This window comes from Iamia sp. SCSIO 61187 (genome assembly GCF_019443745.1).
Lineage (GTDB): Bacteria > Actinomycetota > Acidimicrobiia > Acidimicrobiales > Iamiaceae > Iamia.
In genome coordinates this window covers 763644-790260 of record NZ_CP050948.1, presented here as the reverse complement: position 1 = coordinate 790260, position 26617 = coordinate 763644, and the positions used below count along the sequence as shown (strand labels likewise).

General features: G+C 75.1%; 25 protein-coding genes. 10 read left to right on the top strand and 15 right to left on the bottom strand.

Features of this window, described 5'->3' with window-relative positions; genetic code table 11:
• Nucleotides 1–13: 13 nt before the first annotated feature.
• Together egtB and egtD are read left to right on the top strand one after the other, a co-directional pair.
• Entirely contained in the window at nt 14–1312 is a 1299-nt protein-coding gene (egtB, locus tag HC251_RS03790; protein WP_255566592.1) for an ergothioneine biosynthesis protein EgtB, read from the top strand.
• A complete protein-coding gene (gene egtD, locus HC251_RS03785; RefSeq protein WP_255566591.1) occupies nt 1309–2268 on the top strand; it encodes an L-histidine N(alpha)-methyltransferase in 960 nt (319 codons plus the stop codon). Before egtB ends, egtD begins: the two co-directional genes overlap by 4 nt.
• 24 nt (nt 2269–2292) lie before the next feature.
• On the opposite strand, the gene HC251_RS03780 is transcribed toward egtD, so the two are convergent.
• Nucleotides 2293–3084, bottom strand: coding sequence for a formate dehydrogenase accessory sulfurtransferase FdhD (locus HC251_RS03780; protein ID WP_219943990.1), 792 nt, complete (start codon nt 3082–3084; stop codon nt 2293–2295).
• A 79-nt stretch (nt 3085–3163) separates the two neighbouring features.
• Here HC251_RS03780 and HC251_RS03775 point away from each other — a divergent pair, with 79 nt between their 5' ends.
• Nucleotides 3164–3682 carry an NUDIX hydrolase gene (locus tag HC251_RS03775; protein ID WP_219943989.1) on the top strand — a complete coding sequence of 173 codons (519 nt, stop codon included), beginning with the start codon at nt 3164–3166 and terminating at the stop codon, nt 3680–3682.
• 172 nt (nt 3683–3854) lie between these two features.
• Here the strand turns inward: HC251_RS03775 and sigH are convergent, their stop codons facing one another.
• The 4 genes from sigH to HC251_RS03755 all read right to left on the bottom strand — a co-directional run bounded on the left by sigH (nt 3855) and on the right by HC251_RS03755 (nt 6885).
• Nucleotides 3855–4496: an RNA polymerase sporulation sigma factor SigH gene (gene sigH, locus HC251_RS03770; protein WP_219943988.1), complete on the bottom strand. Its 642-nt coding sequence runs from the start codon at nt 4494–4496 to the stop codon at nt 3855–3857.
• Between the two features lie 264 nt (nt 4497–4760).
• A complete protein-coding gene (gene rlmB / locus HC251_RS03765; protein WP_219943987.1) occupies nt 4761–5738 on the bottom strand; it encodes a 23S rRNA (guanosine(2251)-2'-O)-methyltransferase RlmB in 978 nt (325 codons plus the stop codon).
• Nucleotides 5735–6217 carry a 2-C-methyl-D-erythritol 2,4-cyclodiphosphate synthase gene (gene ispF / locus HC251_RS03760; protein WP_219943986.1) on the bottom strand — a complete coding sequence of 161 codons (483 nt, stop codon included), beginning with the start codon at nt 6215–6217 and terminating at the stop codon, nt 5735–5737. The genes rlmB and ispF overlap by 4 nt, the downstream gene beginning before the upstream one ends.
• Complete coding sequence (locus HC251_RS03755) at nt 6217–6885, bottom strand: 2-C-methyl-D-erythritol 4-phosphate cytidylyltransferase (protein WP_219943985.1); 669 nt, start codon at nt 6883–6885, stop codon at nt 6217–6219. The genes ispF and HC251_RS03755 overlap by 1 nt, the downstream gene beginning before the upstream one ends.
• Before the next feature lie 82 nt (nt 6886–6967).
• Between HC251_RS03755 and HC251_RS03750 the strand changes: the two genes are divergently transcribed.
• Nucleotides 6968–7627 carry a Crp/Fnr family transcriptional regulator gene (locus HC251_RS03750; protein ID WP_255566590.1) on the top strand — a complete coding sequence of 220 codons (660 nt, stop codon included), beginning with the start codon at nt 6968–6970 and terminating at the stop codon, nt 7625–7627.
• Here the strand turns inward: HC251_RS03750 and HC251_RS03745 are convergent.
• Complete coding sequence (locus HC251_RS03745; protein ID WP_219943984.1) at nt 7624–8283, bottom strand: dienelactone hydrolase family protein; 660 nt, start codon at nt 8281–8283, stop codon at nt 7624–7626. The genes HC251_RS03750 and HC251_RS03745 overlap by 4 nt on opposite strands.
• A gap of 99 nt (nt 8284–8382) precedes the next feature.
• Here HC251_RS03745 and HC251_RS03740 point away from each other — a divergent pair, with 99 nt between their 5' ends.
• Nucleotides 8383–9186: an adenylate/guanylate cyclase domain-containing protein gene (locus HC251_RS03740; protein WP_219943983.1), complete on the top strand. Its 804-nt coding sequence runs from the start codon at nt 8383–8385 to the stop codon at nt 9184–9186.
• 205 nt (nt 9187–9391) lie between these two features.
• Here HC251_RS03740 and disA read toward each other — a convergent pair whose 3' ends face one another.
• The 4 genes from disA to HC251_RS03720 all read right to left on the bottom strand — a co-directional run bounded on the left by disA (nt 9392) and on the right by HC251_RS03720 (nt 16265).
• A complete protein-coding gene (gene disA / locus HC251_RS03735; protein ID WP_370651331.1) occupies nt 9392–10465 on the bottom strand; it encodes a DNA integrity scanning diadenylate cyclase DisA in 1074 nt (357 codons plus the stop codon).
• Nucleotides 10466–10523: 58 nt separating this feature from the next.
• The gene (gene radA, locus HC251_RS03730; RefSeq protein WP_219943981.1) at nt 10524–11897 is read right to left on the bottom strand and encodes a DNA repair protein RadA; all 1374 of its coding nucleotides are present in this window, start codon (nt 11895–11897) and stop codon (nt 10524–10526) included.
• Between the two features lie 292 nt (nt 11898–12189).
• Nucleotides 12190–13623, bottom strand: coding sequence for a hypothetical protein (locus tag HC251_RS03725; protein WP_219943980.1), 1434 nt, complete (start codon nt 13621–13623; stop codon nt 12190–12192).
• On the bottom strand, nt 13620–16265 hold the full coding sequence (locus HC251_RS03720) for a helix-turn-helix transcriptional regulator (RefSeq protein WP_219943979.1): 2646 nt from the start codon (nt 16263–16265) through the stop codon (nt 13620–13622). The genes HC251_RS03725 and HC251_RS03720 overlap by 4 nt, the downstream gene beginning before the upstream one ends.
• 35 nt (nt 16266–16300) lie before the next feature.
• Between HC251_RS03720 and HC251_RS03715 the strand changes: the two genes are divergently transcribed.
• Nucleotides 16301–16978, top strand: coding sequence for a hypothetical protein (locus tag HC251_RS03715; RefSeq protein WP_219943978.1), 678 nt, complete (start codon nt 16301–16303; stop codon nt 16976–16978).
• A 375-nt stretch (nt 16979–17353) separates the two neighbouring features.
• Here the strand turns inward: HC251_RS03715 and HC251_RS03710 are convergent, their stop codons facing one another.
• Nucleotides 17354–17644 (bottom strand): DUF4235 domain-containing protein, encoded by a 291-nt coding sequence (locus HC251_RS03710; protein ID WP_219943977.1) that lies wholly within the window; start codon nt 17642–17644, stop codon nt 17354–17356.
• A 78-nt stretch (nt 17645–17722) separates the two neighbouring features.
• Between HC251_RS03710 and HC251_RS03705 the strand changes: the two genes are divergently transcribed.
• Nucleotides 17723–18208 (top strand): carboxymuconolactone decarboxylase family protein, encoded by a 486-nt coding sequence (locus HC251_RS03705; RefSeq protein ID WP_219943976.1) that lies wholly within the window; start codon nt 17723–17725, stop codon nt 18206–18208.
• Nucleotides 18209–18280: 72 nt separating this feature from the next.
• Complete coding sequence (locus tag HC251_RS03700; RefSeq protein WP_219943975.1) at nt 18281–18781, top strand: Dps family protein; 501 nt, start codon at nt 18281–18283, stop codon at nt 18779–18781.
• 90 nt (nt 18782–18871) lie between these two features.
• On the opposite strand, the gene HC251_RS03695 is transcribed toward HC251_RS03700, so the two are convergent.
• Both HC251_RS03695 and HC251_RS03690 read right to left on the bottom strand, forming a co-directional pair.
• Nucleotides 18872–21418 carry an ATP-dependent Clp protease ATP-binding subunit gene (locus tag HC251_RS03695; RefSeq protein WP_219943974.1) on the bottom strand — a complete coding sequence of 849 codons (2547 nt, stop codon included), beginning with the start codon at nt 21416–21418 and terminating at the stop codon, nt 18872–18874.
• 195 nt (nt 21419–21613) lie between these two features.
• Nucleotides 21614–22204 (bottom strand): TIGR00730 family Rossman fold protein, encoded by a 591-nt coding sequence (locus HC251_RS03690; protein WP_219943973.1) that lies wholly within the window; start codon nt 22202–22204, stop codon nt 21614–21616.
• Nucleotides 22205–22269: 65 nt separating this feature from the next.
• On the opposite strand from HC251_RS03690, the gene HC251_RS03685 reads away from it, so the two are divergent.
• Both HC251_RS03685 and HC251_RS03680 read left to right on the top strand, forming a co-directional pair.
• On the top strand, nt 22270–23352 hold the full coding sequence (locus HC251_RS03685; RefSeq protein ID WP_219943972.1) for a sensor histidine kinase: 1083 nt from the start codon (nt 22270–22272) through the stop codon (nt 23350–23352).
• Nucleotides 23353–23451: 99 nt separating this feature from the next.
• Complete coding sequence (locus HC251_RS03680; protein ID WP_219943971.1) at nt 23452–24309, top strand: class I SAM-dependent methyltransferase; 858 nt, start codon at nt 23452–23454, stop codon at nt 24307–24309.
• A 24-nt stretch (nt 24310–24333) separates the two neighbouring features.
• Here the strand turns inward: HC251_RS03680 and HC251_RS03675 are convergent, their stop codons facing one another.
• Both HC251_RS03675 and HC251_RS03670 read right to left on the bottom strand, forming a co-directional pair.
• On the bottom strand, nt 24334–25554 hold the full coding sequence (locus HC251_RS03675; protein ID WP_219943970.1) for a MinD/ParA family protein: 1221 nt from the start codon (nt 25552–25554) through the stop codon (nt 24334–24336).
• Between the two features lie 76 nt (nt 25555–25630).
• On the bottom strand, nt 25631–26596 hold the full coding sequence (locus HC251_RS03670) for a diacylglycerol kinase family protein (RefSeq protein ID WP_219943969.1): 966 nt from the start codon (nt 26594–26596) through the stop codon (nt 25631–25633).
• Nucleotides 26597–26617: the final 21 nt, after the last annotated feature.

Sequence of the window (26617 nt, the reverse complement as noted above, 5' to 3'; positions counted from 1 at the left end):
CCGAGGAGGCGCTGTGCCGCCACCGACCACCGCCGAGACCACGGCCGACATCCCGGCCGACGCCCCCGCACCGGCCTCGCCCACCCTCGTGGGGCGCTACCACGAGGTCCGGGACCTGACCGAGGAGCTCGCCGCCCCGCTGGGCCCCGAGGACCAGACGGTCCAGACCATGCCCGACGTGAGCCCCACCAAGTGGCACCGGGCCCACACCACCTGGTTCTTCGAGACCTTCGTCCTCCAGCCCCACCGGGGCGGCTACCAGCCGTTCCACGAGGCCTTCGGCTACCTGTTCAACTCGTACTACGAGACCGTGGGCGCCCGGCACACCCGAGCCGACCGGGGTCAGATCACCCGGCCCACCGCCTCGGAGGTCGGGTCCTACCGCGAGGCGGTCGACCGCTCGATGGCCGCCACCTTGTCGTCCGACATCGGCGAGGCCGTCCACGAGCTGGTCACCCTCGGCCTCCACCACGAGCAGCAGCACCAGGAGCTGCTCCTCATGGACATCAAGCACGTGCTCTCGTGCAACCCCCTCCGGCCCGCCTACCTGGCCCACGACCCGCAGCGGGCGGCCGACCCCGGCCCCCTCCGGTGGCTCGACCGACCCGGCGGCATCGTCGCCGTGGGCCACGACGGCGACGGGTTCGCCTACGACAACGAGGGCCCCCGCCACGACACCCTCCTCCGCCCCCACCGGCTCGCCGACCGGCTCGTCACCAACGGCGAGTGGCAGGAGTTCGTGGCCGACGGGGGCTACCAGCGCCCCGAGCTCTGGCTGTCCGACGGCTGGGCCGAGGTCCAGGCCGGCGGGTGGGAGGCCCCGCTCTACTGGGAGCAGGTCGGCGACGCCTGGCACGAGTTCACCCTCGCCGGGCGCCACGAGGTCGACCCGCACCGCCCCGTCGTCCACGTCAGCCACTACGAAGCCGACGCCTTCGCCCGCTGGGCCGGGGCCCGGCTCCCCACCGAGCAGGAGTGGGAGGCGGCCGTGGCCGCCCAGCCCTTCGTCGAGCCGACCTTCTCGGCCGCCGGCCCCCACCCCCGGGGCGCCGAGGGCGCCGTCGGGCCGCTCCGCCAGGCGTTCGGCGAGGTGTGGCAGTGGACCGCCAGCGCCTACGTCGGCTTCCCCGGCTACACCCCTCCGCCGGGCGCGGTCGGCGAGTACAACGGCAAGTTCATGAGCGGGCAGGTCGTCCTCCGGGGCTCGAGCTGCGCCACCCCGCCGGGGCACGCCCGGGCGACCTACCGGAACTTCTTCCCGCCCCGGGCCCGGTGGGCCTTCTCCGGCGTCCGCCTCGCCGCCGACGCATGACGCCCACCCCGGACATCCCGTCCGCCTCCGAGACGATGGCGGCGAGCGTCGGGCGGACGCTCCGCGAGGAGCCGCAGCGGTGGCTGTCGCCCAAGTGGTTCTACGACGACCTGGGCAGCGTCCTGTTCGACGCCATCACCCGGCTGCCGGAGTACTACCCGACGGCCCGGGAGCGGGCCATCCTGGTCGCCCGGTCCGGCGAGATCGCCGCCGCCTCGGGGGCCGACACCGTCGTCGAGCTGGGCTCGGGCACGTCGGAGAAGACCCGCCTCCTGCTCGACGCCTTCGCCGCCGCCGGTCACCTCCGACGCTTCTGCCCGCTCGACGTCAGCGCCGGCATCCTCGACCAGGCCGCCACCGCCATCGCCGCCGAGCGGCCCGCGGTCGAGGTCGTCCCCGTCGTCGGCGACTTCCTGCACGACCTGGACCGCATCCCCACCGGGGGGCGGCGGCTGGTCGTGTTCCTGGGCGGCACCATCGGCAACCTCACCCCCGACGAGCAGGGTCGCTTCCTCGACCGGGTCGCGGCCACGCTCGAGCCGGGCGACGGCCTGCTCCTCGGCACCGACCTGGTGAAGGACGTCGATCGCCTGTTGGCCGCCTACGACGACCCCGTCGGAGTGACCGCCGCGTTCAACCGGAACGTGCTGGCCGTGCTGAACCGAGAGCTGGGGGCCGACGCCGCCCTGCGGCGCTGGCGCCACCAGGCGCGGTGGGACCCGGACCGCGAGCGCATCGAGATGCACCTCGTGTCCGACGGCGCCCAGGTGCTGCGGGTGCCGGCGTGCGACCTGGAGGTCCCCTTCGCCGACGGGGAGTCGATCCAGACCGAGATCAGCGCCAAGTTCCGGCTCGAGGGGCTGGCCCCCCTGCTGGCCAAGGCCGGCTTCGGCGCGGCCCAGACCTGGACCGACCCCGACGGCGACTTCGCCCTGACCCTGGCGACGCGGGACTGAGCGTCGCCCCTCCCGGCGGCGGCGTCAGTCCGGCGAGTAGACGTTCAGACCGCCCGGTCGCAGGAACGCGGCGAGGGTGATGCGGGCGGTGCGGGCGACCTCGACGGCGAGCGAGGTGGGGGCGCCGACGGCGACCACGGTGCCGAAGCCGGCGGCCCACGCCTTCTGGACGATCTCGAAGCCGGCCCTCCCCGACACGTAGAGCCCGAGGTCGGACGCCGGCAGGGCCTCGGTGAGGCGCAGCCGGCCCACGACCTTGTCCACGGCGTTGTGGCGACCGATGTCCTCCCGGACGAGCACTACCTCCCCGTCGGGGCGGAAGGCGGCGGCGGCGTGCACGCCGCCGGTGCGGGCGAAGAGCTCCTGGTGCGGCCGCACCGCCTCGGCCATGGCGACCAGGACCGTGACCGGGATCGACGGGACGCCGTCGAGGGGGCGCAGCCGGTCGAGCATCTCGTCGACGGTCGCCGACCCGCACACGCCGCAGGCGGCGGTGGTGGGCGTCAGCCGGGGCACGACCGGTCGGGCCGTCCCGCCGGTCGCCACGTCGACCACGTTGAAGGCGGCCCGCTCGTCGAGGCCCAGGCCGCACGAGCGGACGCCGTCGAGGCGGGCGCCGTCGAGCAGCCCCTCGGCCCAGGCGAACCCCACGGCCAGGTCGTGGTCGTTGCCCGGGGTGCGCATCGTGGTGGTGGCGACCTGGCCGTCGACGCGGATCTCCAGCGGCTCCTCGACGGCGACGTCGTCGGGGGCCCGACGGGCCGAGCCGCCGTCGTGGCGGCGCACCATCAGCCGTCGCGACCGGGAGTGGGCCATGCCCCGCAGGCTACGGGGCCGGGGCGGCGGCCACGCCGGGCGGGGCGGCGGACGGACGTCGGGTGTCTAGGGTCGGTCGATGGCGATCGGCGTGCGGCACTGCGACAGGTGCGGGGCGCCGAGCCCCGACGACGAGGCCGGCACCCCCACCTGCCCGACCCACGGGTCGCGGTGGGTCCACGTCCGCAACGCCCCCTGCGCCGCGGTGGTGATCCAGGACGACGCCGGCCAGATCCTCCTCGCCCGGCGGGCCCGCGAGCCCTACGCCGGGATGTGGGAGACGCCGGGGGGCTTCGTCGAGCTGGGCGAGCACCCCGAGGACGCCGCCCGCCGGGAGGTCCGCGAGGAGCTCGGCCTCGAGGTGACCCTCACCGGACTGGTCGGCGTCTACGTCGAGGCCTCGGCCCAGGGCCAGCACCTGCTGGTGCTGGTCTACGCCGGGAGGGCCACCGGCGAGGTCCGGCCCGATCCGGCCGAGGTGGCGGGGTGGGCGTGGTTCGCGCCGGCCGACGTGCCCGCGGTGATGGCCGCCGACCACCGGCGGCGGGTCGACGACCTGCTCGCCGGCACGGTCGTGCCCCTCCCCGCCCGGGAGTAGCGGGCCGCGGCTGCGTCGAGCCCGTCCGGTTCGCGACGACGGTCCGGTCCGGCCCGGCGGCAGCCCCTCCACCCGGCGTGCGTCGGATCGAGCCGGCGAGCGAAGCGAGCTTCGGCGGGAAGGCCGAGAGCAGGACCCCGGGATGAGGAGCGGCGAGGCCTGCGACCTGGCTTCAGGCCGAGGCGGTCTCGTACTCGGCCAGGCTGCGGCCGAGCTTGCGCTTGATGCGCTGCACGGCGTTGTCCACCGACTTGGCGTGACGGCCGACCTCGTCGGCGATCTCGACGTAGGAGCGGCCGGCCACGTAGAGCCGGAGCACCTCCATCTCGAGGTGGGAGAGGTCCGAGGCCATGGCCTCGGCGAGGACGGCGACCTGCTCGTCACCCAGCAGGCGCTCGGCGGGGTCGTCCATGGCCGACGGCGACGGCAGCCGCTCCTCGAGGGTGCGGCCCTCGTCCTCGCTCCCGTCGCGCACGCCGTGGAGCGACACCGAGGTGTTGAGGGGCTGGTGCTTGTGGCGGTTGGCCGTCTTGATGGCGCTCAGGAGCTGGCGGGTGATGCACAGCTCGGCGAAGGGCCGGAACGCGACCTCGTGGTCCGGGCAGTAGTCGCGGACCGCCTTGTACAGGCCGATCAGCGCCTCCTGCTCGAGGTCGTCGGCATCGCCGCCCATCAGGAAGTAGCTGCGGGACCGGGACCGGGCGAAGCGCCGGTACCGGGTGAGCAGCACGTCGAGGGCGTCGCCGTCCCCCTCCTGGAAGAGCCGGGCCAGCTCGGCGTCGGGGCGGGAGGTGAGGGCGGTGCTCGGGGCCATGATGGTTCCTTCGTGCGGTGCGGCGGAGGCTGCAGTGGTGCGTGGCATAGTCCGAAGTGACTAGAAGGGTTTGTGCCACATCCGTGTAAGATGTGTCAACCATCACGTCCAATACTCCAAGTAATGCTTCCTGACCTGGGTACATGCCGACGCCCGATCGGGCTAGTCCGGACCCCGGACGCGTGGTCACCCGGACACACGTTCGACAGCCCATCGGGGCGCCCGCACCCTGCAAGGCGGCGGCACCGCCCTCGGTGACGCGGTTCAGTCGGGCGCCGTCGCCCCCCGGTGCCGCGCCACCTCGAAGCAGGCGAGGGCACCGGCGGTCGCCGCGTTCAGGCTGTCGAGGGGGCCGGCCATGGGGATGGACACCACCTGGTCGCACCGCTGGCGGACGAGCCGCGACAGCCCCGACCCCTCGGCGCCGAGCACGAGGACGAGGGGCACGTCGGCCGCCTCGAGGTCCCACAGCGACCGGTGGGCGTCGGCGTCGAGGCCCACCGACCACACCCCCTGGTCCCGCAGGCGGGCGAGGGCGGCCGGCAGCCCGCCGACGACGGCCATGGGGAGGTGCTCGATGGCGCCGGCCGCCGCCTTGGCCACCGTGGGGGTCACGTGCACGGCCCGGTGCCGGGGCAGGACCACCCCGGTCACCCCGGCGGCCGACGCCGAGCGCAGGACGGCGCCCAGGTTGCCGGGGTCGGTCAGGCCGTCCAGGGCGAGGAGGAACGGGGGCCCGTCGCCCGACGCCGTGGCCCGGACGGCACCGGTCGCCAGGTCGTCGACGTCGTGCTCGACGAGCGGGTCGGCGTGGGCGACGACGCCCTGGGGGGCGTCGGTCCGGGCCGCCCCGTCGAGGCGGGCCCGGGTGACGCGGTGGACGGGCACCCGGTCGTCCTCGGCCAGCTGGAGGATCTCGTCGACGATGGGCGAGCGGTCCAGGTCCGCCGCCACCAGCACCTCGCGGACGCGGCGGGACCCGGCCAGCAGGAGCTCCCGGACGGCCTGGCGGCCCTCGACCTGCTCGCCGCCCAGGCCCCGGCGGGCCGAGCCGGTGCCCGCCGGGCGCCCCTCGTCGGTCCCGGCCCGGTCGCGGGGCGGGCGGGCCGGTGGGCGCGAGGGGCCGCCCCGGCCCTTCGGGGTGCCGCGCCCGCTGCCGCCCGGCCCGCGCCCGCCGGGCGCGCCCCGGCCGGACCCGCCGCGCCGGGGCCCGCCGCCCCGCTTGGGTCCACCCCGGCTCATGCCGCGTCCCTCGTCACGACGGCGACGGCCATGGCCATGACCCCCTCGCCCCGCCCGAGGGCGCCGATCCCCTCGGTGCGGCGGCCGGTGACCGTGACCGGCGCGCCCACAGCCGCGGTGAGGACCTCGGCCATCTCGCGGCGCACGGGGGCCAGCTTGGGGGCGTCGAGCACGACCGAGCAGTCGACGTTGCCCGGCTCCCACCCCTCGTCGCGCACCCGCCGGGCGACCTCGGCCAGCAGGGCAACGCTGTCGGCCCCCTTCCAGCGGGGGTCGGTGTCGGGGAAGTGCTGGCCGATGTCGCCGAGCCCGGCCGCGCCGAGGAGGGCATCGGCGCAGGCGTGGGCGACGGCATCAGCGTCGCTGTGGCCGGCGAGCCCGGCGGCATCGGGGAAGGTGACGCCGCCCAGGCGCAGCCGACGCTCGGGGTCGTCGCTCCACGGGTGGAGGTCGACGCCGAGGCCCACGCGCACCTGCATCACGCCCCGCTTCCCGCGCCGGCGGCCGCCAGGTGGCGGTCGAGCACCTCGACGTCGGCGGGATGGGTGATCTTCACGTTGGCCGGGTCGCCCTCGACGACGACGACCCGGCCCCCGGCCCGCTCCACGAGGGTGGCGTCGTCGCTCGCCTCCGGGGCGTCGGCGTGGGCCGCCCGCAGCACGTCCGCGGCGAACGCCTGCGGCGTCTGCACGGCGACGACCGCGTCGCGGTCGACGGCCCCCCCTCCCCGCCAGCGCAGGCTGTCGACGACGGGGACGCCGGGCACGGCGGCGTCGGCGCCCTCGCGGACGGCAGCGACCACGGTGCGGAAGAGGGCAGCGGGCGCCGCCGGGCGGGCGGCGTCGTGCACGACGACGACGCCGGCGAGGCGGGGGACGGCCGCCAGGCCGGCCCGCACCGACGCCGAGCGCGAGTCGCCCCCGGCCACCACGGCGTCGGCGCCGGGGAGGGTGCGGCCCACGTCCGGGGCCGGCACCACGACCACGACCCCGTCGGCCTCGGAGCGCGCCGCAGCGAGGCTCCAGTCGATGACCCGCCGCCCGGCGACGAGGGCGTACTGCTTGGCCCCGCCGAACCGCGAGCCTCCCCCACCGGCCACGACGACGGCCCACACCGGTCCGTCGCGGGGAGGGGCGGGGTCGGTCACGGCCGCACGCTATTCCTCCGGGCCGGGCGGCGAGGACCCGCCCCAGTTCTGTGACATTCGACCGGGCCAGTACGCTGAGAGCGTGGCTGAGACCTCCCTCCTTCGAGATGTGCCCCTCCTCACCGAGCTGACCGATGACGAGATGGCGGCCGTGGAGGCCGCCACCAGCACCACCGACCTCCTCCGGGGCGACCTGCTCTTCGCCGAGGACGACGTCCCCCACGAGCTCCACGTGGTCGTCAGCGGCCGCATCGCCATCTCCAAGCGATCGGTCGACGGCCGCGAGTCGATGGTCGCCCTCATGGAGCGGGGCGACCTGGTGGGCGAGATGCCCCTCTTCGACGGCGAGGGGCGCTCCGCCGAGGCCCGCGCCCTCGAGGCGTCGCAGGTCCTGACCATCCCCTACGCCCCGCTGCGCGAGATCTACGAGGGCCGGCCGGCGCTGCTGTGGGGCGTCGTGCGCCTGCTCGCCGGGCGGCTGCGCAACACCAACACGGCCCTGGCCGACTCGGTCTTCCTCGACGTCACCGGGCGCACGGCCAAGCGCCTGCTCGAGCTGGCCGGCGACGAGGAGGAGTTCGTCCTCCCCATCACCCAGGAGGAGCTGGCCGGCATGGTCGGCGCCTCCCGGGAGCGGGTGAACAAGGCCATCGCCAGCTTCGTGCGCCTCGGATGGATCGACCAGCGCGAGCGCCGCTACCGGATCCTGAACCGGGTCGAGCTCACCCGGCGGGCCCGCTAGCCCAGCACCGCCAGGAACTCCCCCACCCGACGCCACGCGTCCTCGGCGTCGGCGGCGCGGTGGGCCGGGCGGTCGGCGTCGTGCACGAAGCCGTGGTCGGCACCCTCGTAGCGCACGACCTCGGCTCCGATGGCCTCCAGGGCGTCGGCGTCGGCGGCCGGGACCCACGGATCCTCGGTGCCCACGATCATCAAGATGGGCGCCGCCTCGGCCCCGGCCAGGACCTCGAGCGGCTCGGCCATGGTCTCGCTCACCCACTCCTCGGGCAGGCGCACCATGCCGTAGAACGACACGGCCCGGTCGAAGCGCCCGGAGGCGGCCGCCTTCAGCGAGAACATGCCGCCCTGGCAGAAGCCCATGACGGCGACGGGCTCGACGGCGAGCAGGTCGGCCGCCGCGGCGGCGTCGGCCATGACCCGGGCGTCGTCGAGGCTGCCGGCCGCGGCCAGCCGCTCCTCGAGCGTCGCCTCGGACCGGTCGGGCCAGGAGTCGAAGCATGCCACCGACCAGCCGTGCTCGGCGGCCAGCCGGTCGCACAGCTCGGTGAAGAGCGGCCGGAGGCTGCCGATGTCGGGGACGATCACGAGGCCGCGCGACGCCCCGGCGGTCTCGGCGACGTAGACGGAGGTTCCGGACGGGAGGGTGGTGCTGCTCACCCCGCCAGCATGGCCGGTCGATCGCCCGCCGGGGCGGCCGCGCCCCGATCGACGCCGGACGCGTCGATCGGCCACGCGACCCGGACCTAGGGTGAGAGCATGGCCCCCACCGATGGCGTCCGCGACACCGGTGCCCGGGCGGTCGCCTCGCTCCACCAGTCGATCACCGAACGCCTCGCCCGCCTGATCCGATCGGATGCCGAGTGGGCCGACCAGGCCGTCGACGTCGGCCTCGTGGACCGCGACTGGTTGGCCGACCCCACGGCCAACCCGGCGCGCATCGCACCCCCGACCGAGGTGCTGGAGCGCTTCCTCGAGCGGACCGCGGAGCGGCGGCCGTCGGTCCTGGCCAGCGTCGGTCTCAGCGCCCTCCAGGCCATGTCGCTCTCCCGCTCCGAGGTCGGCGCGGGCGAGGTGGCCATCCCGGCGGAGGTGACGGTCGTGTTCACCGACCTCGAGGGGTTCACCACCTTCACCGCCGCCGAGGGCGACGACGCCGCCGCCCACCTGGTGGGCGATCACAACCGGCGGTTCGGGCCGATCGTGCGCAGCCGGGGCGGGCGGGTCGTCAAGCGCCTGGGCGACGGGCTCATGCTCACCTTCCCGGCCCCCGAGGCGGCGGCGTTGGCCGCCGTCGAGCTCGTGGGCGAGGACCACGGCCCGCTGCGGGTCCGGGCCGGCCTCCACCACGGCGAGGCGGTGGTGACCCACGACGACGTGGTCGGCAACGTGGTCAACATCGCCGCCCGGCTCACCGAGCAGGCCGAGGGCGGCTGCGCCCTGGCGTCGGTGGCGGTGCGGGACGCGGTGGGGGAGATCCGCGGCATCACCTTCGGCCGGGCCAAGCGCTACCGCCTCAAGGGCATCGACCCCGTCAGCGCCTGTGTTGTGACCGCGACCTGACCGGTCCCAGCCACGCGACGGATCGCAGACGACGCAGCCGCGGCCCGGCGCAGCCGCTGGGGGTCTGGGGGTCCCCCCCAGACGAAGAGCCGTGGGGGCGAGGAACGAGCCCTCCGGCTCTGGGAAGGTCTTCGGCCCGAGCGCAGCGAGGCCCCCTCAGCTCGAGGAACGGAGCGAGGCGCAGCCGAGCGAGTGACGAGAAGACTCAGCTGTACCGGTCGAGGATGCTTGCTTCGGCGAGGCGGCTCAGGCCGTCCTTGACGGCGCGGGCGCGGAGCTTGCCGACGCCGGCGACGTCGTCGAGCTCGTCGATGGTGGCCCGGAGGATCTTCTGGAGATCGCCGAAGCGGTCGACGATGGCCTCGACCACCGTCTCGGGGAGGCGGGGGATGCGCGACAGAAGGCGGTGGCCGCGGGGCGACATGGACTCGTCGAGGTCGGGGGGTCCGTCGGAGAGGTGCACGGCCGAGGCCACCCGGCGCAGGTCGACGAGGTCGTCGTCGGACAGGTCGGACAGGGCCCCCAGCGCCTCGGCCAGGTGCCACGAGTCCTCCTCGTGGAAGTAGTCGCGCACGACCAGGCGGCGCTCGTCGCCGATGCCGCCCATCAGCTCCTCGAGCTGGAGGCGCACGAGGCGGCCGTCGTCGCCCAGCTCGATGATGTAGCCCTCGATCTCGGCCGCGATGCGGGCCACCATCTCGCTGCGCTGGAGGACGGTGACGACGTCGCGGAGGGTGACGAGGTCCTCGACCTCGAGGGCGGAGAGGGCCACCGACACCTCGTCGAGGCGGTCCTTGTAGCGCTCGAGGGTCTGGACGGCCTGGTTGGCCCGGGCGATGACCCGGGGCACGGGGTCGATCTGGTGCTTCTCGTGGCCCACGTACACGCTGATGACGTTCATCCGCTGGGACACCGAGATGACCGGGACGTTGATCGAGCGGGCGACCCGCTCCGCCGTGCGGTGGCGGGTGCCGGTCTCGGTGGTGGGCACGTTGGGGTTCGGCACCAGGTGGACGTTGGCCCGGGCGATGCGACTGGCGTTGGGTGCCAGCACGATGGCGCCGTCCATCTTCGACAGCTCCGAGAGCCGCTGCGGGCTGTACGCGGCGTCGAGCAGGAAGCCCCCCGAGCAGATGTTGAGCACGGGGGGACCGTCTCCGACCACGATGAGCGCGCCCATGCCGGCCTGGAGGATGCGGTCGAGACCGTCGCGCAGAGGCGTGCCCGGGGAGAGCAGGGCCAGGGCACGCAGCATCGCCTCACGATCAGCGCTGGCCACGGTCATGGTCGGAGTGTAGATGTCGCCCCGCTGACGGGCCCTGGGGGAGCGTCGGGGCCTAGCCCAGCAGCCCCACCGCGGCGATCGCCTCGGCGAGCGAGCGCACGCGAACCGCGGTGATGCCGGCGGGCGGCTCCGGTGCCGAGGCGGGGACGACGGCCCGGGTGAACCCCAGCCGGGCGGCCTCGGACAGGCGGCGCTCGAGGCTGGTGACGCTGCGGACCTCGCCGCCGAGGCCGATCTCGCCGCAGGCGACGAGCGGGGCCGGGACGGCGCGGCCGGTGGCCGCCGAGGTGATGGCCAGGGCCAGACCCAGGTCGGCGGCCGGCTCGGTGACCCGCACGCCGCCGGCGGCCAGGGCGTAGACGTCGACCTTCCCCATGTCGAGCTCGCTCCGCTTGGTCAGGACGGCGAGCAGCATCGAGACCCGCCCCCGGTCGAGACCGGTGCTCGATCGGCGGGGCTCGGCCAGGCTGGACGGGGCCACCAGGGCCTGGACCTCGACCAGCAGGGGGCGGTGGCCCTCGATCGTCGGCACGACGGTGGACCCCGGGACCCCGGGGAGGCGGTCGGCCAGGAACAGCCCCGACGGGTCGGGCACGCCCTCGAGGCCGACCTCCCCCAGCTGGAACAGCCCCAGCTCGGCCGTCGACCCGAAGCGGTGCTTCACCGCCCGCAGGAGGCGCAGGGCGTGGTGACGGTCGCCGTCGAGCTCGAGGACGGTGTCGACCACGTGCTCGAGGACCCGGGGCCCGGCCAGGGCCCCTTCCTTGGTGACGTGGCCGATCAGGACCGTGGCCAGCGTGCGGGCCTTGGCCTCGCGCACCAGCCGCTGGGCGACCTCGCGCACCTGGGCGACGCTGCCCGGCGTCGAGGACAGGTCGGGGTCGGCCACGCTCTGGGCCGAGTCGACGATGAGCACGTCGGGCCTCACCTCGTCGACCGAGGCGAGGATCCGGGGCACGAGGGACTCGCCCACGAGCCACAGACGGTCGTGCAGGGCGCCCAGGCGCCGGGCCCGGTCGCGCACCTGGGACGGGCTCTCCTCGGCGCAGGCGTAGAGCACGGTGGCGCCGCCCCGGGCGAGCCCGGCGGCGGCCTGGAGCACGAGGGTCGACTTGCCGGTGCCCGGCGCCCCGCCGAGCAGGGTGACCGACCCGGGCACGAGCCCGCCCGAGAGCACCCGGTCGAGCTCGTCGACCCCCGTGGGGACCGGGGCCACCTCGGCCTCGGCACCGTCGGTGCTCGGCCGGGCCGGGCGGGCCGCCACCCCCGAGCCCCATCCGGCCCATGCCGGGGCGGGCCCGACCTCGGCCGCCTCGACCTCCTCGACCAGGGTCCCCCACTCGCCGCAGCCCGGGCAGCGCCCGACCCACTGCGGGGACGCGCTGCCGCACTCGGTGCAGCGGTGGACGGACCGGACCTTGGCCATGGCGACACCCTAAGCAGGGGGTGCGACACCCGACCCAGCACGGATGGTGCCAGGCACCATCCGTGGCGGTCACGCTCGTCGGAACGACCTCCGTCGCCACCCTCGGTTCTGTTCGCGCCAGGCGACATCGGTGTCCGGCAGCGGTGTCAGAACGGTGCCGGCGGCCACGACACCGACCGCCGCACAGAACACCGCCACACCGCCCTCTGCCTGGCCATCGCGTTCCGGATCACCGCCAGGCTGATCGACCACCGCGACCAGCACGGATGGTGCCAGGCACCATCCGTGGCGGTCAGCCGACGGTCAGGGTGACGGTCACCGGGGAGGCCGAGGCGGGCCAGGTGAGGGTGGCCCGCCAGCCGGGGTGCTCCTCCTCGACGGTGACCGAGGCCGGGGCGGCCGACGGCGTCAGGACCATGGCGCCGACGGCGAGGCGGGCACCGCCGTCGGTGATCACCGACTCGGCCGACCACAGGGTGCGGATCGCGACCGTTGCGGCCCCCTCGGCCGGGACCACCATGGCCCGGATGGACGCCTCGCCCTCCACCGTGGCGTCGATGCCCGCCGCCCCCTCGCCCTCGGCCACCCCGACCCAGCCCGAGCCGTGGTGGAGGGTCACGGGCACGTGCTGGTCGCGGGCGAACTCGGGGCGCCGGCCCCGCTCGGCGCCCAGGGCCGCGGTGGACGTGAGGACGCTGACGGCCTCGACCGAGCCGAACCGCTGGACGTGGCGGCGGGGCAGGTCGGTCCGGACGACGAGCCAGGGGGCCACGGCGGGGGCGAGGGCGGCGACGATCGGCACCGCCCACAGGTCGTGGACGTGGTCGGTCGCCTCGTCGAGGGGCCAGGGCAGCACCCGCTCGACCGGCGCCCCCGCCGCCACCAGCCAGGGCGAGACGAGGGCGACGTACCGGTCGAGGCCCAGCCCGTAGGCCCGGATGTACGGGCCGCACATCGCCCCCAGGTGCGGGTGGAACAGGGCGGCGATCCGCGGGCCGATGGCGCCCAGGACGACGGTGGCGGCGTCGACGTAGGCCGGGCTCGGCGGGTGGACGGCCCACAGGCCGGCGGCGAGCAGGTCCACCCCGTCGTAGGTCGGCGAGCTGTACTCGTCGACGTCGCCGTGGCGGCGGACGCGCTCGGCCGCGGCCCGGGCCCGGGCCTCCCCCGCGGCCAGCAGGGTGGTCGACCCGTCCTGGGCCCCGAGCCACCCGAGGAGCCAGGCGTGGAGCAGGTCGGGGTTGGTGTACCACGGCGGGATGCGGTCGTCGGGCTCGCCCCGCACGCACGCCCGCACCGCCGGCACCAGGAGCTCCTCGACCACGGTCGGGCCCACCGCCTCGCCGTGCCGCTCGACCACCAGGGCTAGGGCCGTGCCCACGAACTGGCGCCAGTTGGGGTCCCAGTGCAGCCACTCCACCGCCCCCTCCTCGGGGGGTGGCGGCTGCTCGGCGGTGACGGGGAAGGTCCCGTCCCACGGGCGGCCGGGGGCGTGGAGCTGGAGGGCGACGATGCGCCGCAGGGCGACGACGGCCCGGTCGACCCGCCCGTCCTCGAGGTCGGCGAGGGCGCCGTAGGCCGACTCGCGGACCGTGTGGAGCCCCAGCGCCGCCAGGTCGACCCCGGGGGCGACGCCGGGCGGCACCGCCTCGAGCCCCGCGGCCGGGTCCCACAGCCCCTCGCGCAGCTCGCGCAGCCGGGCGGCGAGGACGTCGAGGCCGGTCACGTCGGCGGTCCGAGCACGTCGACCAGGCCCTCCCGGCCGCGCACGCCGAGCTTGCGGTACACCCGCTGGAGGTGGCTGTCGATGGTGCGGACCGACACGACCAGGTGGTCGGCGATGTCCTGGCGGCTGGCCCCGGCCACGACCATCGCCGCGATCTCCGCCTCCCTGTCGGTCAGGACCGGGTGGGTGTCGACGTCGCCCAGCCCGGGGGTCCGGAGGCCCTCGCTGCGCGCCGCCAGGGCGCCGACCCGTCGGCGGGCCTGGGCGGCCTGGCGCTCGTCGTCGGCCCGGCGGGCCACCTCGGCCCACGTCTCGACGGCGTCGAGCCCGACGCCCATGGACTCGTAGGCCGCCGCCGCCAGGGCGAGGGCGTCGATCCGGCCCTCGACGACGGCGGTGGCCCGGCGGGCGTGGACGGCCACGAGGCGGCTGTCCGTGCGGCCGGCCACATCCGCCAACGCCTCGGACGCCTCGGCCCGGTCGTCGGCGTCGCCCAGCCGAGAGAGGTCGTGCCAGGCCGCCGCCTCGTACGGGACCATCCCGGCGTCGCGCGCCACGGCCACGGCTTCCCGCAGCCGGGGCCCGGCCGGGAGCCCCTCGGCGGCGTCCAACCACGACGCGTAGCGCAGCTCCTCGCACCGGAACAGGCGGACGGCGTGGGCGGGCAGCTCGGCCCAGGCGGCCCGGGCCTCCCGCGCCGCAGGCAGGTCACCGGCGGCAGCGTGGGCGGCGACGAGCCCGGCGGACGGGTGGGCGAGCCACCCCGGCCGATGCACCCGGCGGAGGTCGCTCACGGCCTCGCCGAACCAGCGGGCCGCGGTCCGCGGGCGCCCCGCCCGCAGGTGGGTCCGACCGAGGTGCAGGGCGAGCCAGCCGTGCGAGGCGGGGTCGCCACCGGCCGCGGTGGCCCGCTCGACCGCCATGGCCCCCTCGATGGCGGCGTCGACCTGCCCGGCATCGGCCAGCGCGCCGAGGCGGAAGAGGTAGGCGACGCCGAGGGCGCTGGGGTGGACGTGGGGGCTGTCGGACGCCAGGGCGAAGATGCGATCGAACTCCTCGATGGCGGCAGCCGTGGCCCCCTCGTTCATGTCGACCGACGCCACGACGGTCCGGGCCTCGACGGCGATCTCGGCGTCGTCGTCGGCGACCCACGGCTCGACGAGCGCCCGGGCCGTCGCCTGGTCGCCGCCGAAGGCGCGCAGCCGGCTCTCGAAGACGTCGATCGCCGCCCGGCGCCCCGGTGCGGCCCGGCGGGCGCGAGCGGCGGTGGCGAAGGCCTGCTCGGGGTCGTTGGCGTGGAACTGGGAGATGGCGATGGTCTCGGCGTGGCCGACGACCGCCTCCTGGTCGAGGTCGAGCCCGGCCAGGTCGTCGCTCAGGGCGGCGATGGCCTCGGGGTCGCCGAGGTGCCCGAGGGCCACCGTCAGCACCTGGAGCGACCGGTCATCGGCGCCGGCGCGCCACGCCCTCTCGGCCAGGGTGACGCAGTCCTCCCAGCGGCTGAGGTCGTAGGCCGCCTCCGCTCCCCGCACCAGCGCGTCCCGGTCCTCGTCGCCCCGGGGCGGGTCGGCCCACCCGGCCCCGACGAGCGCCAGCCCCCGGGTCAGCACCGTCTCGGGGGCGGTCGAGGTCGATGCCGCCAGGACGTCGGCCACGCGCCGCCAGGACGCGGTGGCGACGGCGGGGTCGCGGGTCGCCCCCAGCGCGGTCGCGACCAGGCGGCTGGCGACGGCGCACCACAGCGTCCCGTCGGCCCGCTCGACGACCCGGACGAGGCCGCGGCGCTCGGCGTCGGCCAGCGGACCCGACCCGCCGAGGGCCTCGGCATCGTCGATGGCGAGCTCGTCGGCGAGGGCGAGGGGCTGGAGCACGGCGCGGACGTCGGCGGGCAGGGCGTCGACGTGGGCGAGGACCTCGGGATCGACGGTGTCGGCCAGGTCGCCGGTCAGGCACCACAGGCCGGCGTGGCGGGTCCACGCCCCGGCGGCGCGGGTCGCGCCCACGGCGGCCACCAGCCAGCCCGGGTGGCCGCGCGCCATCAGCCACAGCCGCTCGCGGCTGGCGGCGTCGACGGCGCCACCGGCGAGGCGCTCGACGAGCTCGTCGGACCCGTCCCGGTCGAGCGGCGGAAGCTCGACGCGGGCGACGATGTCACGCCACCACGCCCGCGAGGCATCGGCGCCGGACGGGTCGTCGCGCACCGTGGCCAGGAGGCGGGCCCGGCCTGCGGCCACGGCGTGGTGGAGGACCGCCGAGGTGGCGTCGTCGACCTCGTCGAGCTCGTCGACGACGACGACCGGGAGGGGTCCGCCGCCGGCGTCGGGGGGAGGGCCGAAGAGCGCCTCGACCACCTGGGCGAGGGTGGCGCCGGCCACGCCGTCGGGCAGGGGTCCGGGGAGGACCCGGTGGAGCGCCCCGAACGGGCGCGGCGCGGCACCGACGGCGTCGAGCACGACCGTCGGGCGGTCGGCGGCGCGCAGCCGGCGGGCGACCTCGGCCAGCACCGCCGAGCACCCCCGGCCCCGGGGACCGCGCAGCACCGTGCCCGAGCCCCCGTCGACCGACGCCACCAGGCGCTCCAGCACCGACTCCCGCCCCACCAGGCCGTCCGGCGCCGGCACGGGACGGCGGTTCGTGGTCACGGGCGCGCACGGTACCGCGGTGGTAGACCCGGCCCATGTCGATCAAGTCGGGCTTGTTCGCCGCCATCACCACGATCGTGGTGATGCTCGTCCTGGGGAACGGGTGGGTCGCCCGCCGGGCCGGCGACGGGGGCGACTTCGCTGCGCTCACCCGCCAGTCGATCGCCGGCCGACTGCGGTGGCAGGTGTGGGACGCCCCCTCCGGCGTGCAGGGCGCCACCATCGCCTACCTGCTCAGCTTCATCGTCGTGACCGCGGTCCTCGGCGCGATCGTGGGGCGGGCCCGCCCGCTGGCGGCGTTCGTCGGGGGCTGGGGGGCGTTCCTCGCTGCGTCGGTCGTGAGCTCCGGGGTGTACGGGCTCGTCGTCGACGACCGGTTCGCCCCCCGTCCGGGCGACGACGTCATCGACACCTTCTCGTTCAACGCCTCGCCGGGCGCCGTCGTCGGCATGTGGCTCGGATGGCTCGTCGGGCTGGCCGTGATGCTGGGCAGCCTCGGGGCCGACCGGAGAAGCCGCCCGGCACCGCCCGCCGGCGGGTGGGGTGGCGGGCCGGCGTACGACCCGGGCCACGACCCGCAGGCACCGGAACCGAGCCCCTTCGGCCCGGCGACGGCTCCTCCTCCACCGCCACCGGCACCGTCGACGGGCGGGCCCGTCATCGGGACCCCGCCCGACCGCACCCAGGTCTTCGGCGAGCCGCCGCCCCGCTAGGTGCTCCTGGACGAGGGCGAGCGCCGGGCTCGTCGCCCGGCGCGCTGAGGTCGGACACAGGGAGGTCACCGGATCTGGAGGTTCGGGTTTGCCGTCCTCGCCGGCCGGGCATGCGACGAACATCCGTTCGTGACTGCTGGGACCCTCCGGAACCCCATCGACAGGTTGGCGAGCTTGACGGGCTGGAGCAGCCCCGTGATCACCTCGCCGAGGATGGCCACGTCGTTCCAGAAGCCGCACCTCTCGGCTGGCGAGAGGCGGTGCAGCTCGGGGACCCGTCGCCGGAGCGATGGACGCCACCGGCCGAGCGGACGCGACCGCGGGACCGGGTTCCTCTCGTCCACCGAGCGATGGGACGCAGCCGCCGCTCGCTCGCTAGGGGCGCGTCGTGCGCAGGGCCGGCGGGTAGTCGCCCGTCGCCTTGGCCCAGCCCGACGCGGCCAGGCGCTGGGCGACGAGCCGGATCACGCCGACGAGGGCCCCGGTGAGGAGGGCCCAGGCCAGGGCCTCCCCCCAGGTCACGTCGCGGCTGGCGGGGTTGCCGGGGGCCTCCCGACGGGTCAGGAGCTTCCAGGTCCGGGCGACGAGCGGCTTGGTCGCCACGACCGCCCCGATGGCGGCGGCGCTGGCCACGCCGTTCCACACCTGCTCCTCGTCGAGTTCCACATCAGCCTCCTGGTCGTCGGTCGGCCCACCCTGCCCCATGGCCGGGCGCCCGACCCATCCCGTCGCTACCGTGCGCCCATGCGCGTCGACATCCCCGAGGGTGCGGACCCGATCATGCACGTGTGGGGCACGATGGTCCCGGGCATCGGCCCGGCGGCGGCGAAGATGTCGGCCAAGGTCTACGAGTGCTCCACCCTCGGTCTCCGCGAGTTCGAGGCCGCCCGGCTCCGGATCGCCCAGATCAACGGGTGCCTGTTCTGCCAGGACTGGCGCACCGATCGGGACGGGGAGACGGTCGAGGACTCCTTCCCCGACGCCGTCACCGCGTGGCGCACCACCGACGCCCTCGACACCCGGGCCCGCCTGGCCGCCGAGTACGCCGAGCGCTTCGCCCTCGACCACCACGGGCTCGACGACGCCTTCTGGGCCCGGATGAAGGCGGCCTACACCGACGCCGAGATCGTCGAGCTGAGCATGTGCCTCGGGTCGTGGATCGCCTTCGGACGCCTGAACCGGGTCCTCGGGCTCGACACCGCCTGCACCCTGCCCGCCGCCTCGTCCTGACCGGCCCGGGCGTGTGTCACCCGGGGGGTCGCGGGTAGGGCGTCGGAGCCCGCCCGTGAAGGAGACACACCCATGCCCAGCGCCTACACCGCACCCGGTCTCGAGGAGGCAGACGCCGCCAAGGTCCGCGACGCGCTGCAGAACCGCCTCCTGGCCCTCATCGACCTCCAGCTGACCCTCAAGCACATCCACTGGAACGTGGTGGGGCCCAGCTTCATCGGGGTCCACGAGATGCTCGACCCCCAGTACGCCGCCGTGTCGGAGATGGTCGACGACGTGGCCGAGCGCATCGCCACCATGGGTGGCCAGCCCCTCGGCACCCCCGGCGCCATCGTCGACGGCCGGACCTGGGAGGACTACAAGCTCAACCGGGCCCTGACCCACGAGCACCTGCAGGCCCTCGACCATGTCTACGTGGGGGTCATCGAGGACCACCGCAACGCCATCAAGGTGGCCGGTGACATCGACCCGGTGGCCGAGGACATGCTCATCACCCAGACCAGCCAGCTGGAGCTGTTCCAGTGGTTCGTCCGGGCCCACCTCGAGGACAAGTCCGGCAACCTCGACAGCTGATCCCGGCGGGCCACGCCCCGCCCCGGACGCGACGAACCCCCGGCAGCGTGGCCGGGGGTTCGTCGCGTCGAGGGATGTGCCCGCCCTGGGTCAGGGGGACGGCGTCTCCGCCGGTCCGGCCTTCTCGAGCTCGACCGTCGGGGGCTCGAAGCCCTCGATGGCCCGGAACACGATGTCGGGCTTGTCGTCGTCGTCGGGGTTGGGCTCGGCGTCGACGATGATGATCTGCCCGGCCGAGTACTCCTTGTACAGGAGCTTCTCGGACAGCGGATCCTCGACGAAGCGCTGGATCGCCCGGCGGAGGGGCCGGGCCCCGAGGGTCGGGTCGTAGCCCCGGTCGACGAGGAGCAGCTTGGCTGCGTCGGTGACCTCGATGCCGATGCCCTGGCTCTCGAGCTGGACCTTGGTCCGCTTGATCATGAGGTCGACGATGGTCGTGACCTCCTGCTTCGAGAGCTCGTGGAAGACGATGGTCTCGTCGATGCGGTTCAGGAACTCGGGCCGGAAGTGCTGCTTGAGCGCCTCGTTGACCTTCTCCTTCATCTTCTCGTACGTGACCGCCTCGTCGGACTTGCCGAAGCCGACGTTGGCCTTGCGCAGGTCCTGGGTGCCGAGGTTCGAGGTCATGATCAGCACGGTGTTGCGGAAGTCCACCGAGCGGCCCTGGCTGTCGGTCAGCCGGCCCTCCTCGAGGATCTGCAGCAGGGTGTTGAACACGTCGGGGTGGGCCTTCTCGATCTCGTCGAAGAGCACCACGCTGAAGGGCTTGCGGCGCACGGACTCGGTGAGCTGGCCGCCCTCCTCGTAGCCCACGTAGCCGGGGGGCGAGCCCACCAGGCGGCTGACCGTGTGCTTCTCCATGTACTCGGACATGTCGAGGGTGATGAGCGACTGCTCGTCGCCGAAGAGGAACTCAGCGAGCGTGCGCGCCGTCTCGGTCTTCCCCACGCCCGACGGGCCGAGGAAGATGAAGCTGCCCGAGGGTCGCTTCGGGTCCTTGAGCCCGGCCCGGGTGCGGCGGATCGCCCGGGAGACGGCGGCGATGGCCTGCTCCTGGCCGATGACCCGCTTGTGCAGCTCGTCCTCCATGCCGAGGAGCTTCTTGGTCTCCTCCTCGGTGAGCTTGTACACGGGGATGCCGGTCCAGATGGAGAGGACCTCGGCCACGGCCTCCTCGTCGACCTGGTCGAAGAGGTCGACGCCGGACGCCTTGATCTCGGCCTCCTTCGCCTCCTTCTGGGTGAGCAGCTCCTTCTCCTCGTCGCGGAGCTTGCCCGCCTCCTCGAAGCGCTGGGCCTCGACGGCCTCCTTCTTGCGCTTGACCACGTCGGCCAGCTTGTTCTCGAGGTCCTTGTAGTCCGGGGGCGTCTGCATGCGCTTGATGCGCAGGCGGGAGCCGGCCTCGTCGATGAGGTCGATGGCCTTGTCGGGCAGGTGCCGATCGGAGATGTACCGGTCGGCCAGGTTGGCCGCCGCGACGAGCGCCTGGTCGGTGATGGTGACCCGGTGGTGCTCCTCGTAGCGGTCGCGCAGGCCCTTGAGGATCTCGATCGTGTGGGCCACCGTGGGCTCCTCGACCTTGATCGGCTGGAAGCGCCGCTCCAGGGCGGCGTCCTTCTCGAGGTGCTTGCGGTACTCGTCGGTGGTGGTGGCCCCGATGGTCTGGAGCTCACCGCGGGCCAGCATCGGCTTGAGGATGCTGGCGGCGTCGATGGCGCCCTCGGCGGCCCCCGCCCCGACGAGCGTGTGGATCTCGTCGATGAAGAGGATGATGTCGCCGCGGGTGCGGATCTCCTTCAGCACCTTCTTGAGCCGCTCCTCGAAGTCGCCGCGGTAGCGGCTCCCGGCGACCAGGGCGCCGAGGTCGAGGGTGTAGAGCTGCTTGTCCTCGATGGTCTCGGGGACGTCACCGCCGGCGATCGACTGGGCCAGGCCCTCGACGATGGCGGTCTTGCCGACGCCGGGCTCGCCGATCAGCACCGGGTTGTTCTTGGTGCGGCGGCTGAGGACCTGCATGACCCGCTCGGCCTCGCGGCTGCGCCCGATGACCGGGTCGAGCTTCTTCTCGCGGGCCAGCTGGGTGAGGTTGCGCCCGAACTGGTCGAGCACCAGGGAGCCGGACGGCGACGCCTCGCCGGAGCCGCCGGAGGTGGCCCCGGCCTTCTCCGAGCCCGAGCCGGTCTGGCCGCTGCCGGGGCCGGAGTAGCCCGACAGGAGCTGGATGACCTGCTGGCGGACCCGGGACAGGTCGGCCCCCAGCTTCACCAGCACCTGGGCGGCCACGCCCTCGCCCTCGCGGATGAGGCCGAGGAGGATGTGCTCGGTGCCGATGTAGTTGTGGCCGAGCTGCAGGGCCTCGCGGAGGCTCAGCTCCAGCACCTTCTTGGCGCGGGGGGTGAAGGGGATGTGGCCGCTGGGCGACTGGGTGCCCTGGCCGATGATCTCCTCGACCTGCTTGCGCACGGCCTCGAGCGAGATCCCCAGGGACTCCAGGGCCTTGGCGGCGACGCCCTCACCCTCGTGGATGAGGCCGAGCAGGATGTGCTCGGTCCCGATGTAGTTGTGGTTGAGGAGGCGAGCCTCCTCCTGGGCGAGCACCACCACCCGGCGGGCCCTGTCAGTGAAGCGTTCGAACACCTGTGCCTCCCTCGACGGGACCGGGGTGGTTCCCGTGTGGGTTCGTGGGTCCCGAGCCTACCGCTCCCCTCCACCTTCCCGGCCCCCGGGATGGTGGAGGGGGGCGACGGGCCTCCCCCCGGGATCCCCCCGGGGATCCATCGGCCGTGGTCGCCCACCCTCCATGGGCCGTTGGGACCACCTGCGGGCCCGATGTCACAGCACCACGTCGCGCTCGGTCCACTTCCCCAGGCCCGGGCGCTGCCAGGTGGCGAAGGCGTCGAGGGCCTCGGCCCCGGTCGGCTCCACGACGATGCTGGTGCGCACGTCCTCGGCCAGGAACCCGTCGGCGACGGCCCGGTCGAGGAGGGCGGCGGCCGGCGCCCAGAAGCCGGCCACGTCGACCAGCCCGATGGGCTTGTCGTGCACCCCGAGCTGGGTCCAGGTCATGGCCTCGAAGGCCTCCTCGAAGGTGCCGATGCCACCGGGCAGGGCGAGGAAGGCGTCGGACAGCTCGGCCATGCGGGCCTTGCGGTCGTGCATCGACGCCGTGACCTCCAGCCGGGTGATGTCGCGCTTGGCGATCTCGGCGGCGTCCAGGAACTCGGGGATCACGCCGGTGACGTCGCCCCCGGCGTCCATCACCGCGGCGGCCACCCGGCCCATGAGCCCGACCGAGCCGCCGCCGTAGACGAGCCCGATCCCCCGCTCGGCCAGTGCCCTCCCCGTGGCCTCGGCCTCGGCCACGTAGGCCGGGTCGGTGCCCGGGTTCGAACCGCAGAAGACGCACACCCTGGTCAGCTCCACCGGGCGATGCTGCCACCCGAACGCCCTCGTGCCGAACCCGCGACTCGGGGTGGGATGCTGTCGGGGTGGAGCGGAGCGTCACCCCCTTGGAGCGGGGGGTGCTGGGCGGGCTCGCGGTGTTCCGCTACCTGGCGTGGGCCTGGATGGCCGTCGTCCTCTGGGTGTCCCGGGACGAGCTGGGCCACCCGGCGGCGGCGCTGGGGCTCTGCGCGGCGACGGCGGCGGCCTCGCTCGCCCTCGGCGCCGCCTCGCGGTGGCGCCCGGCCCTGCTCTTCCGGCCCGAGGTCGTCGCCGCCGAGGTCGGCCTCGGTGCCGCCCTGCTCGTGGCCGACGGGTGGGTCTACGGCGGCCCGCACCGCGTGGCCCTCGGCTCGGCGTGGCCCATCGCCGGCGCCCTCGCCGCCGGGATCGCCGGCGGCCCGGTCGGGGGCGCCGCCGCAGGCGTCGTCATCGGCCTGGGGCGCTACGGCGGGACCCGGCTCGACGACCTCGGGTCCCCCGGCCTCCTGTCCCTCCTGTCGACCACGTTCCTCTACGCCCTGGCCGGGGGCGCCGCCGGTCTCGTGATGCGGCGGCTCCAGCAGGCCACCGACGAGATCGCCGCCGCCCGGGCCCGCGAGGAGGTGGCCCGCACCCTCCACGACGGCGTCCTCCAGACCCTGGCGGTCGTCCAGCGCCGGTCGACCGACAGCGACCTGGCCGAGCTGGCCCGGACCCAGGAGCGCGAGCTTCGCCAGTTCCTGTTCGGGATCGACCGGGCGCCCGGGGACCTGCTGGCCGAGCTGCGCCAGGCGGCGGCGACGGCCACCGCCCGGCACGGGCTGGCGGTGGAGGTCACCGCCGTCGACGACCCCGGGGAGATCCCCGCCGACGCCGTCCGGGCGCTCGTGGGCGCGGTCGGGGAGGCGCTCACCAACGCGTCGAAGCACGGCGACGCCACCCGGGCCGTCGTGTTCGTCGACCCCGACGACGACGGCGTCCAGGTGTCGGTCAACGACGACGGCTCCGGCTTCGACGTCGACGCCGTGCCCGAGGGGGTCGGCCTGGGCCGGTCGATCCGGGGTCGGGTCGCCGAGGTGGGCGGGCAGGTCCAGGTCCGGTCCGCCCCCGGCCGGGGCACCGAGGTGCGCCTCACCCTGCCCCGCTGAGGGCGGGCCGGTCGCGCCACCCGGCCCGCCCGGTCGGCCGTGCGCCGTGCGCCCGAGAACCCACGGGACGAGCGGCGGAGGGGCCGGTACCGTCTGCCCATGACGGACGACGTCGCCCCGCAGACCTTCACCAGCGGAGAGTTCTTCGTGGCCCTGTCGGGGCTGGCGGCCATGCGGTCGGTCCTCGTCGACCCCGACCGGGCCCGACCACGGATCGACGAGGCTCGCGCGATCGCGGCCCGGATGGACGAGTCCCCCAACGACATCGTCATCCCGGTGGTCGAGCACGCGGTGACGACCGGGTACGCGGCCTGGGCGCCGACCTACGACGGACCCAACCCGGCCATCGCCGGCGAGGAGCCGGTGGTCCACCGCATCGTCGACGCCCTGGCCCCGGGGCGGGCGCTCGACGCGTGCTGCGGGACCGGGCGCCACGCCGCCCACCTCGTCGAGCGCGGGTGGGACGTGGTCGGGGTCGACGCCACCCACGAGATGCTCGAGGTGGCCCGGGCCAAGGTGCCGAGCGCCCGGTTCGAGCAGGGCGACGTCCTCGACCTGCCCCTCGCCGACGACGCCGTCGACCTGGCCGTGTGCTCGCTGGCCCTCACCCACGTGCCCGACCTGGCCGCCGCCCTGGCCTCGCTGGCCTGCGTGGTGCGCCCCGGCGGGACGCTGGTCCTGTCCGACATCCACCCCACGTCGGTGCTCATCGGCGGCACGGCCGCCTTCCCCCACGAGGGCGGCCTGGCCCACGTGCGCAACCTCCACCACCCGATCAGCTCGTACGTCCGGGGGTTCCACGGCGCCGGGCTGGAGGTCGTCGACTGCGTCGAGGTCGAGCACGACCCCGAGACGCTCGCCGGCCACCTCGCCCACCCCTTCGTCCCCGATGCCGTCCAGGAGGCCTACGGCGGCCTCCCATTCCTGCTGATCTGGCACCTGCGGGTGCCGGGGTGACCCGGCCGCCGGGGAGGCGGGCCGTCAGGCGTCCCGGCCGAACCCGGCGGTGACGGCGGCGGCCAGGGCCAGGTAGGCGTCCTGGGTGGCCCGATCGAGGCGGTCGAGGCCGTCGATGCCGCCGGCGGCCAGCACCGGGTCGTAGGGGACGCGCACCACCGACCGGGTGATCTGCTGGAAGTGGGCCTCCAGACCGTCGACGTCGACGGCCAGGTCGTTGCGGGCGGCGTTGACGACGGTGACGGCCGAGCCGACGAGGTGGTCGGCGCCGTGCTTGTGGAGCCAGCGCAGCAGGTGGTCGGCGTGGCGGGCCTGGTCGACGGCCGGGCCGGTGACGATCACCAGCTGGGTGGCCATGTGGAGCACGGCCCGCATGGCGTCGTGGAGGACCCCGGTGCCGCAGTCGGTGAGGATCACGTTGTAGTGCTGGCCGAGGATCCCGAGGGAGTCGGCGTAGTCCTGGGCCGTGTAGGCGTCCGACACCGCCGGGTCGGCGTCGCCGGCCAGGACCTCGAGCCGGGACGGCGCCTGGGTGGTGTAGGCCCGGACGTCAGGGTACGAGTGGATGCCCTGGCGGGCGTCGAGCAGGTCCCGCACCGTGCGCTGGGTGTCGGGGCTGACCCGGTACCCGAGGGTCCCGTAGTCCGGGTTGGCGTCGAGGGCGACGATGCGGTCGCCCCGCTCGATGGCCAGGGTGTGGCCCAGCATCAGGGTCGTGGTGGTCTTGCCCACGCCCCCCTTGGTCGACAGCACGGCGATGCGCTCGCCCCGGCGGGCCGCCAGCGGCTTGGTGACCTGGTGGCGGAGGTCGTCCCGCATGGCCTCGGCCGACGAGGGGCCCGGGTTCACCTTGCCGGCCGACACCTTGTACACGCCCTTGCGCCAGCCGGTCCGGGGCACCGCCTTGGGCACGGGGATGAGCGACTGCGGCTGCCAGAGCCGGTCGAGGGCGGCCGGGTCGGGCAGCGACGAGTCGGCGGGGCGGCCGCTCGCGCCGGGCGTGAGCGATCCCCCGGAGGCGAGGGGGGCGGCCGGCGGCGCGGGTGGGTCGGCGGCGGGGCCGGGGGGCTCGGTGGCCCGCGGTCCCGCGGAGGCGGGCTCGGTGGCCGGGCGCCGGAGGGGGTCGGGCGGCGGGGCCGGGGGCGGCCCGGCGACGGTCAGGTCCACGTCGACGCTCGGCGGGGCGGCCGGGCGCGACCCGTTCGGGCCGGGGATCGGGGTGGCGGACGTCGACGTGCTGGCCATGGCGGCTCCTCCTGCCCGGGCGGTCCCCCGTGGTTACCGTCACCGGCTGCCCGGCAAACCTCAGCCCCTGCGGGGGTCAGTCCCCGGCCTGCTCGTCCACGCCGACCTCGACGTCGTCGGCATCCGGGGGCCCGGTCGGCGGCTCGGCCCCACGGGGCACGCGCACCCGGAGGGCACCCGGCCGGGAGCGGTACTCCAGCGGCGAGCGCAGCGTGTCGACCTCGCCGTCGATGGCCACCAGGATCCGGTGGCCGTGGGCGTCGATGGTGATCTCGGGTCCGCAGCTGGTGTCGAGCGAGGGCGTCCCCGGGGCCCCCCGCACGACCGCGCCGATCGCCATGCGGGCGAAGGCCCACCGGGTCTCGGCCTTGGCGATGAAGCAGCACAGCACGCCCCCGGCCATCTCGGTGCGGGCGCCGATGCCCCGGGGCCCGACCTCGTAGGTGTTGTTGCCCACGAACACGAACGGGGTCCGCCGATCCCACCGGTGGCCGTCGACCGTGATGTGCATGCGCCGGGTCGGGAACCGCCGCAGCACCCGCCACGACGCCAGCGGGACCGACCGGACCTTGCCCCACCCCCGGCTGGTGCGGATGTCGTCCCGGAGGTCGACCATCACCGGGTACAACCCGATCGACGAGTTGTTCACGAACGTGCGCCCGTTCACCTGGGCGACGTCGACGGTCCGGGTGTCGCCGTTCACCACCACGTCGGCCGCCTCCGCCAGGTCCATCGGGACACCGAGGTCCTTGGCGAAGTGGTTGAACGTCCCCAGCGGCAAGATCCCGAGGGCGACGTCGCTGTCGAGGAGGGCGTCGGCCGCCGTGCCCAGGGAGCCGTCCCCGCCGGCCACGGCCACGACGTCGGCCCCCCGCTCGGCCGCGGCCCGGACCGCCGAGCCGAGCGCGGCACCGACAACGACCGCGGTGCGGGGCTCGAGGCCCATCGGGGCGAAGGCCTCGGCGACGCGAGCCCGCTCCCCCTCGGCGGCATCGCCGTCGACCGACCCCGCCCCGCAGTTGACGACGACCTCGATCTGCACCGACGCACGGTATCCGCGGCG

Excerpts from the sequence above, each read along its gene's own strand:
- egtD (WP_255566591.1), top strand. The coding sequence starts at position 1,309 with ATGACGCCCACCCCGGACATCCCGTCCGCCTCCGAGACGATGGCGGCG.
- HC251_RS03780 (WP_219943990.1), bottom strand. The coding sequence starts at position 3,084 with ATGGCCCACTCCCGGTCGCGACGGCTGATGGTGCGCCGCCACGACGGC.
- HC251_RS03775 (WP_219943989.1), top strand. The coding sequence starts at position 3,164 with ATGGCGATCGGCGTGCGGCACTGCGACAGGTGCGGGGCGCCGAGCCCC.
- sigH (WP_219943988.1), bottom strand. The coding sequence starts at position 4,496 with ATGGCCCCGAGCACCGCCCTCACCTCCCGCCCCGACGCCGAGCTGGCC.
- rlmB (WP_219943987.1), bottom strand. The coding sequence starts at position 5,738 with ATGAGCCGGGGTGGACCCAAGCGGGGCGGCGGGCCCCGGCGCGGCGGG.
- ispF (WP_219943986.1), bottom strand. The coding sequence starts at position 6,217 with ATGCAGGTGCGCGTGGGCCTCGGCGTCGACCTCCACCCGTGGAGCGAC.
- HC251_RS03740 (WP_219943983.1), top strand. The coding sequence starts at position 8,383 with ATGGCCCCCACCGATGGCGTCCGCGACACCGGTGCCCGGGCGGTCGCC.
- radA (WP_219943981.1), bottom strand. The coding sequence starts at position 11,897 with ATGGCCAAGGTCCGGTCCGTCCACCGCTGCACCGAGTGCGGCAGCGCG.
- HC251_RS03715 (WP_219943978.1), top strand. The coding sequence starts at position 16,301 with ATGTCGATCAAGTCGGGCTTGTTCGCCGCCATCACCACGATCGTGGTG.
- HC251_RS03705 (WP_219943976.1), top strand. The coding sequence starts at position 17,723 with ATGCGCGTCGACATCCCCGAGGGTGCGGACCCGATCATGCACGTGTGG.
- HC251_RS03700 (WP_219943975.1), top strand. The coding sequence starts at position 18,281 with ATGCCCAGCGCCTACACCGCACCCGGTCTCGAGGAGGCAGACGCCGCC.
- HC251_RS03680 (WP_219943971.1), top strand. The coding sequence starts at position 23,452 with ATGACGGACGACGTCGCCCCGCAGACCTTCACCAGCGGAGAGTTCTTC.
- HC251_RS03675 (WP_219943970.1), bottom strand. The coding sequence starts at position 25,554 with ATGGCCAGCACGTCGACGTCCGCCACCCCGATCCCCGGCCCGAACGGG.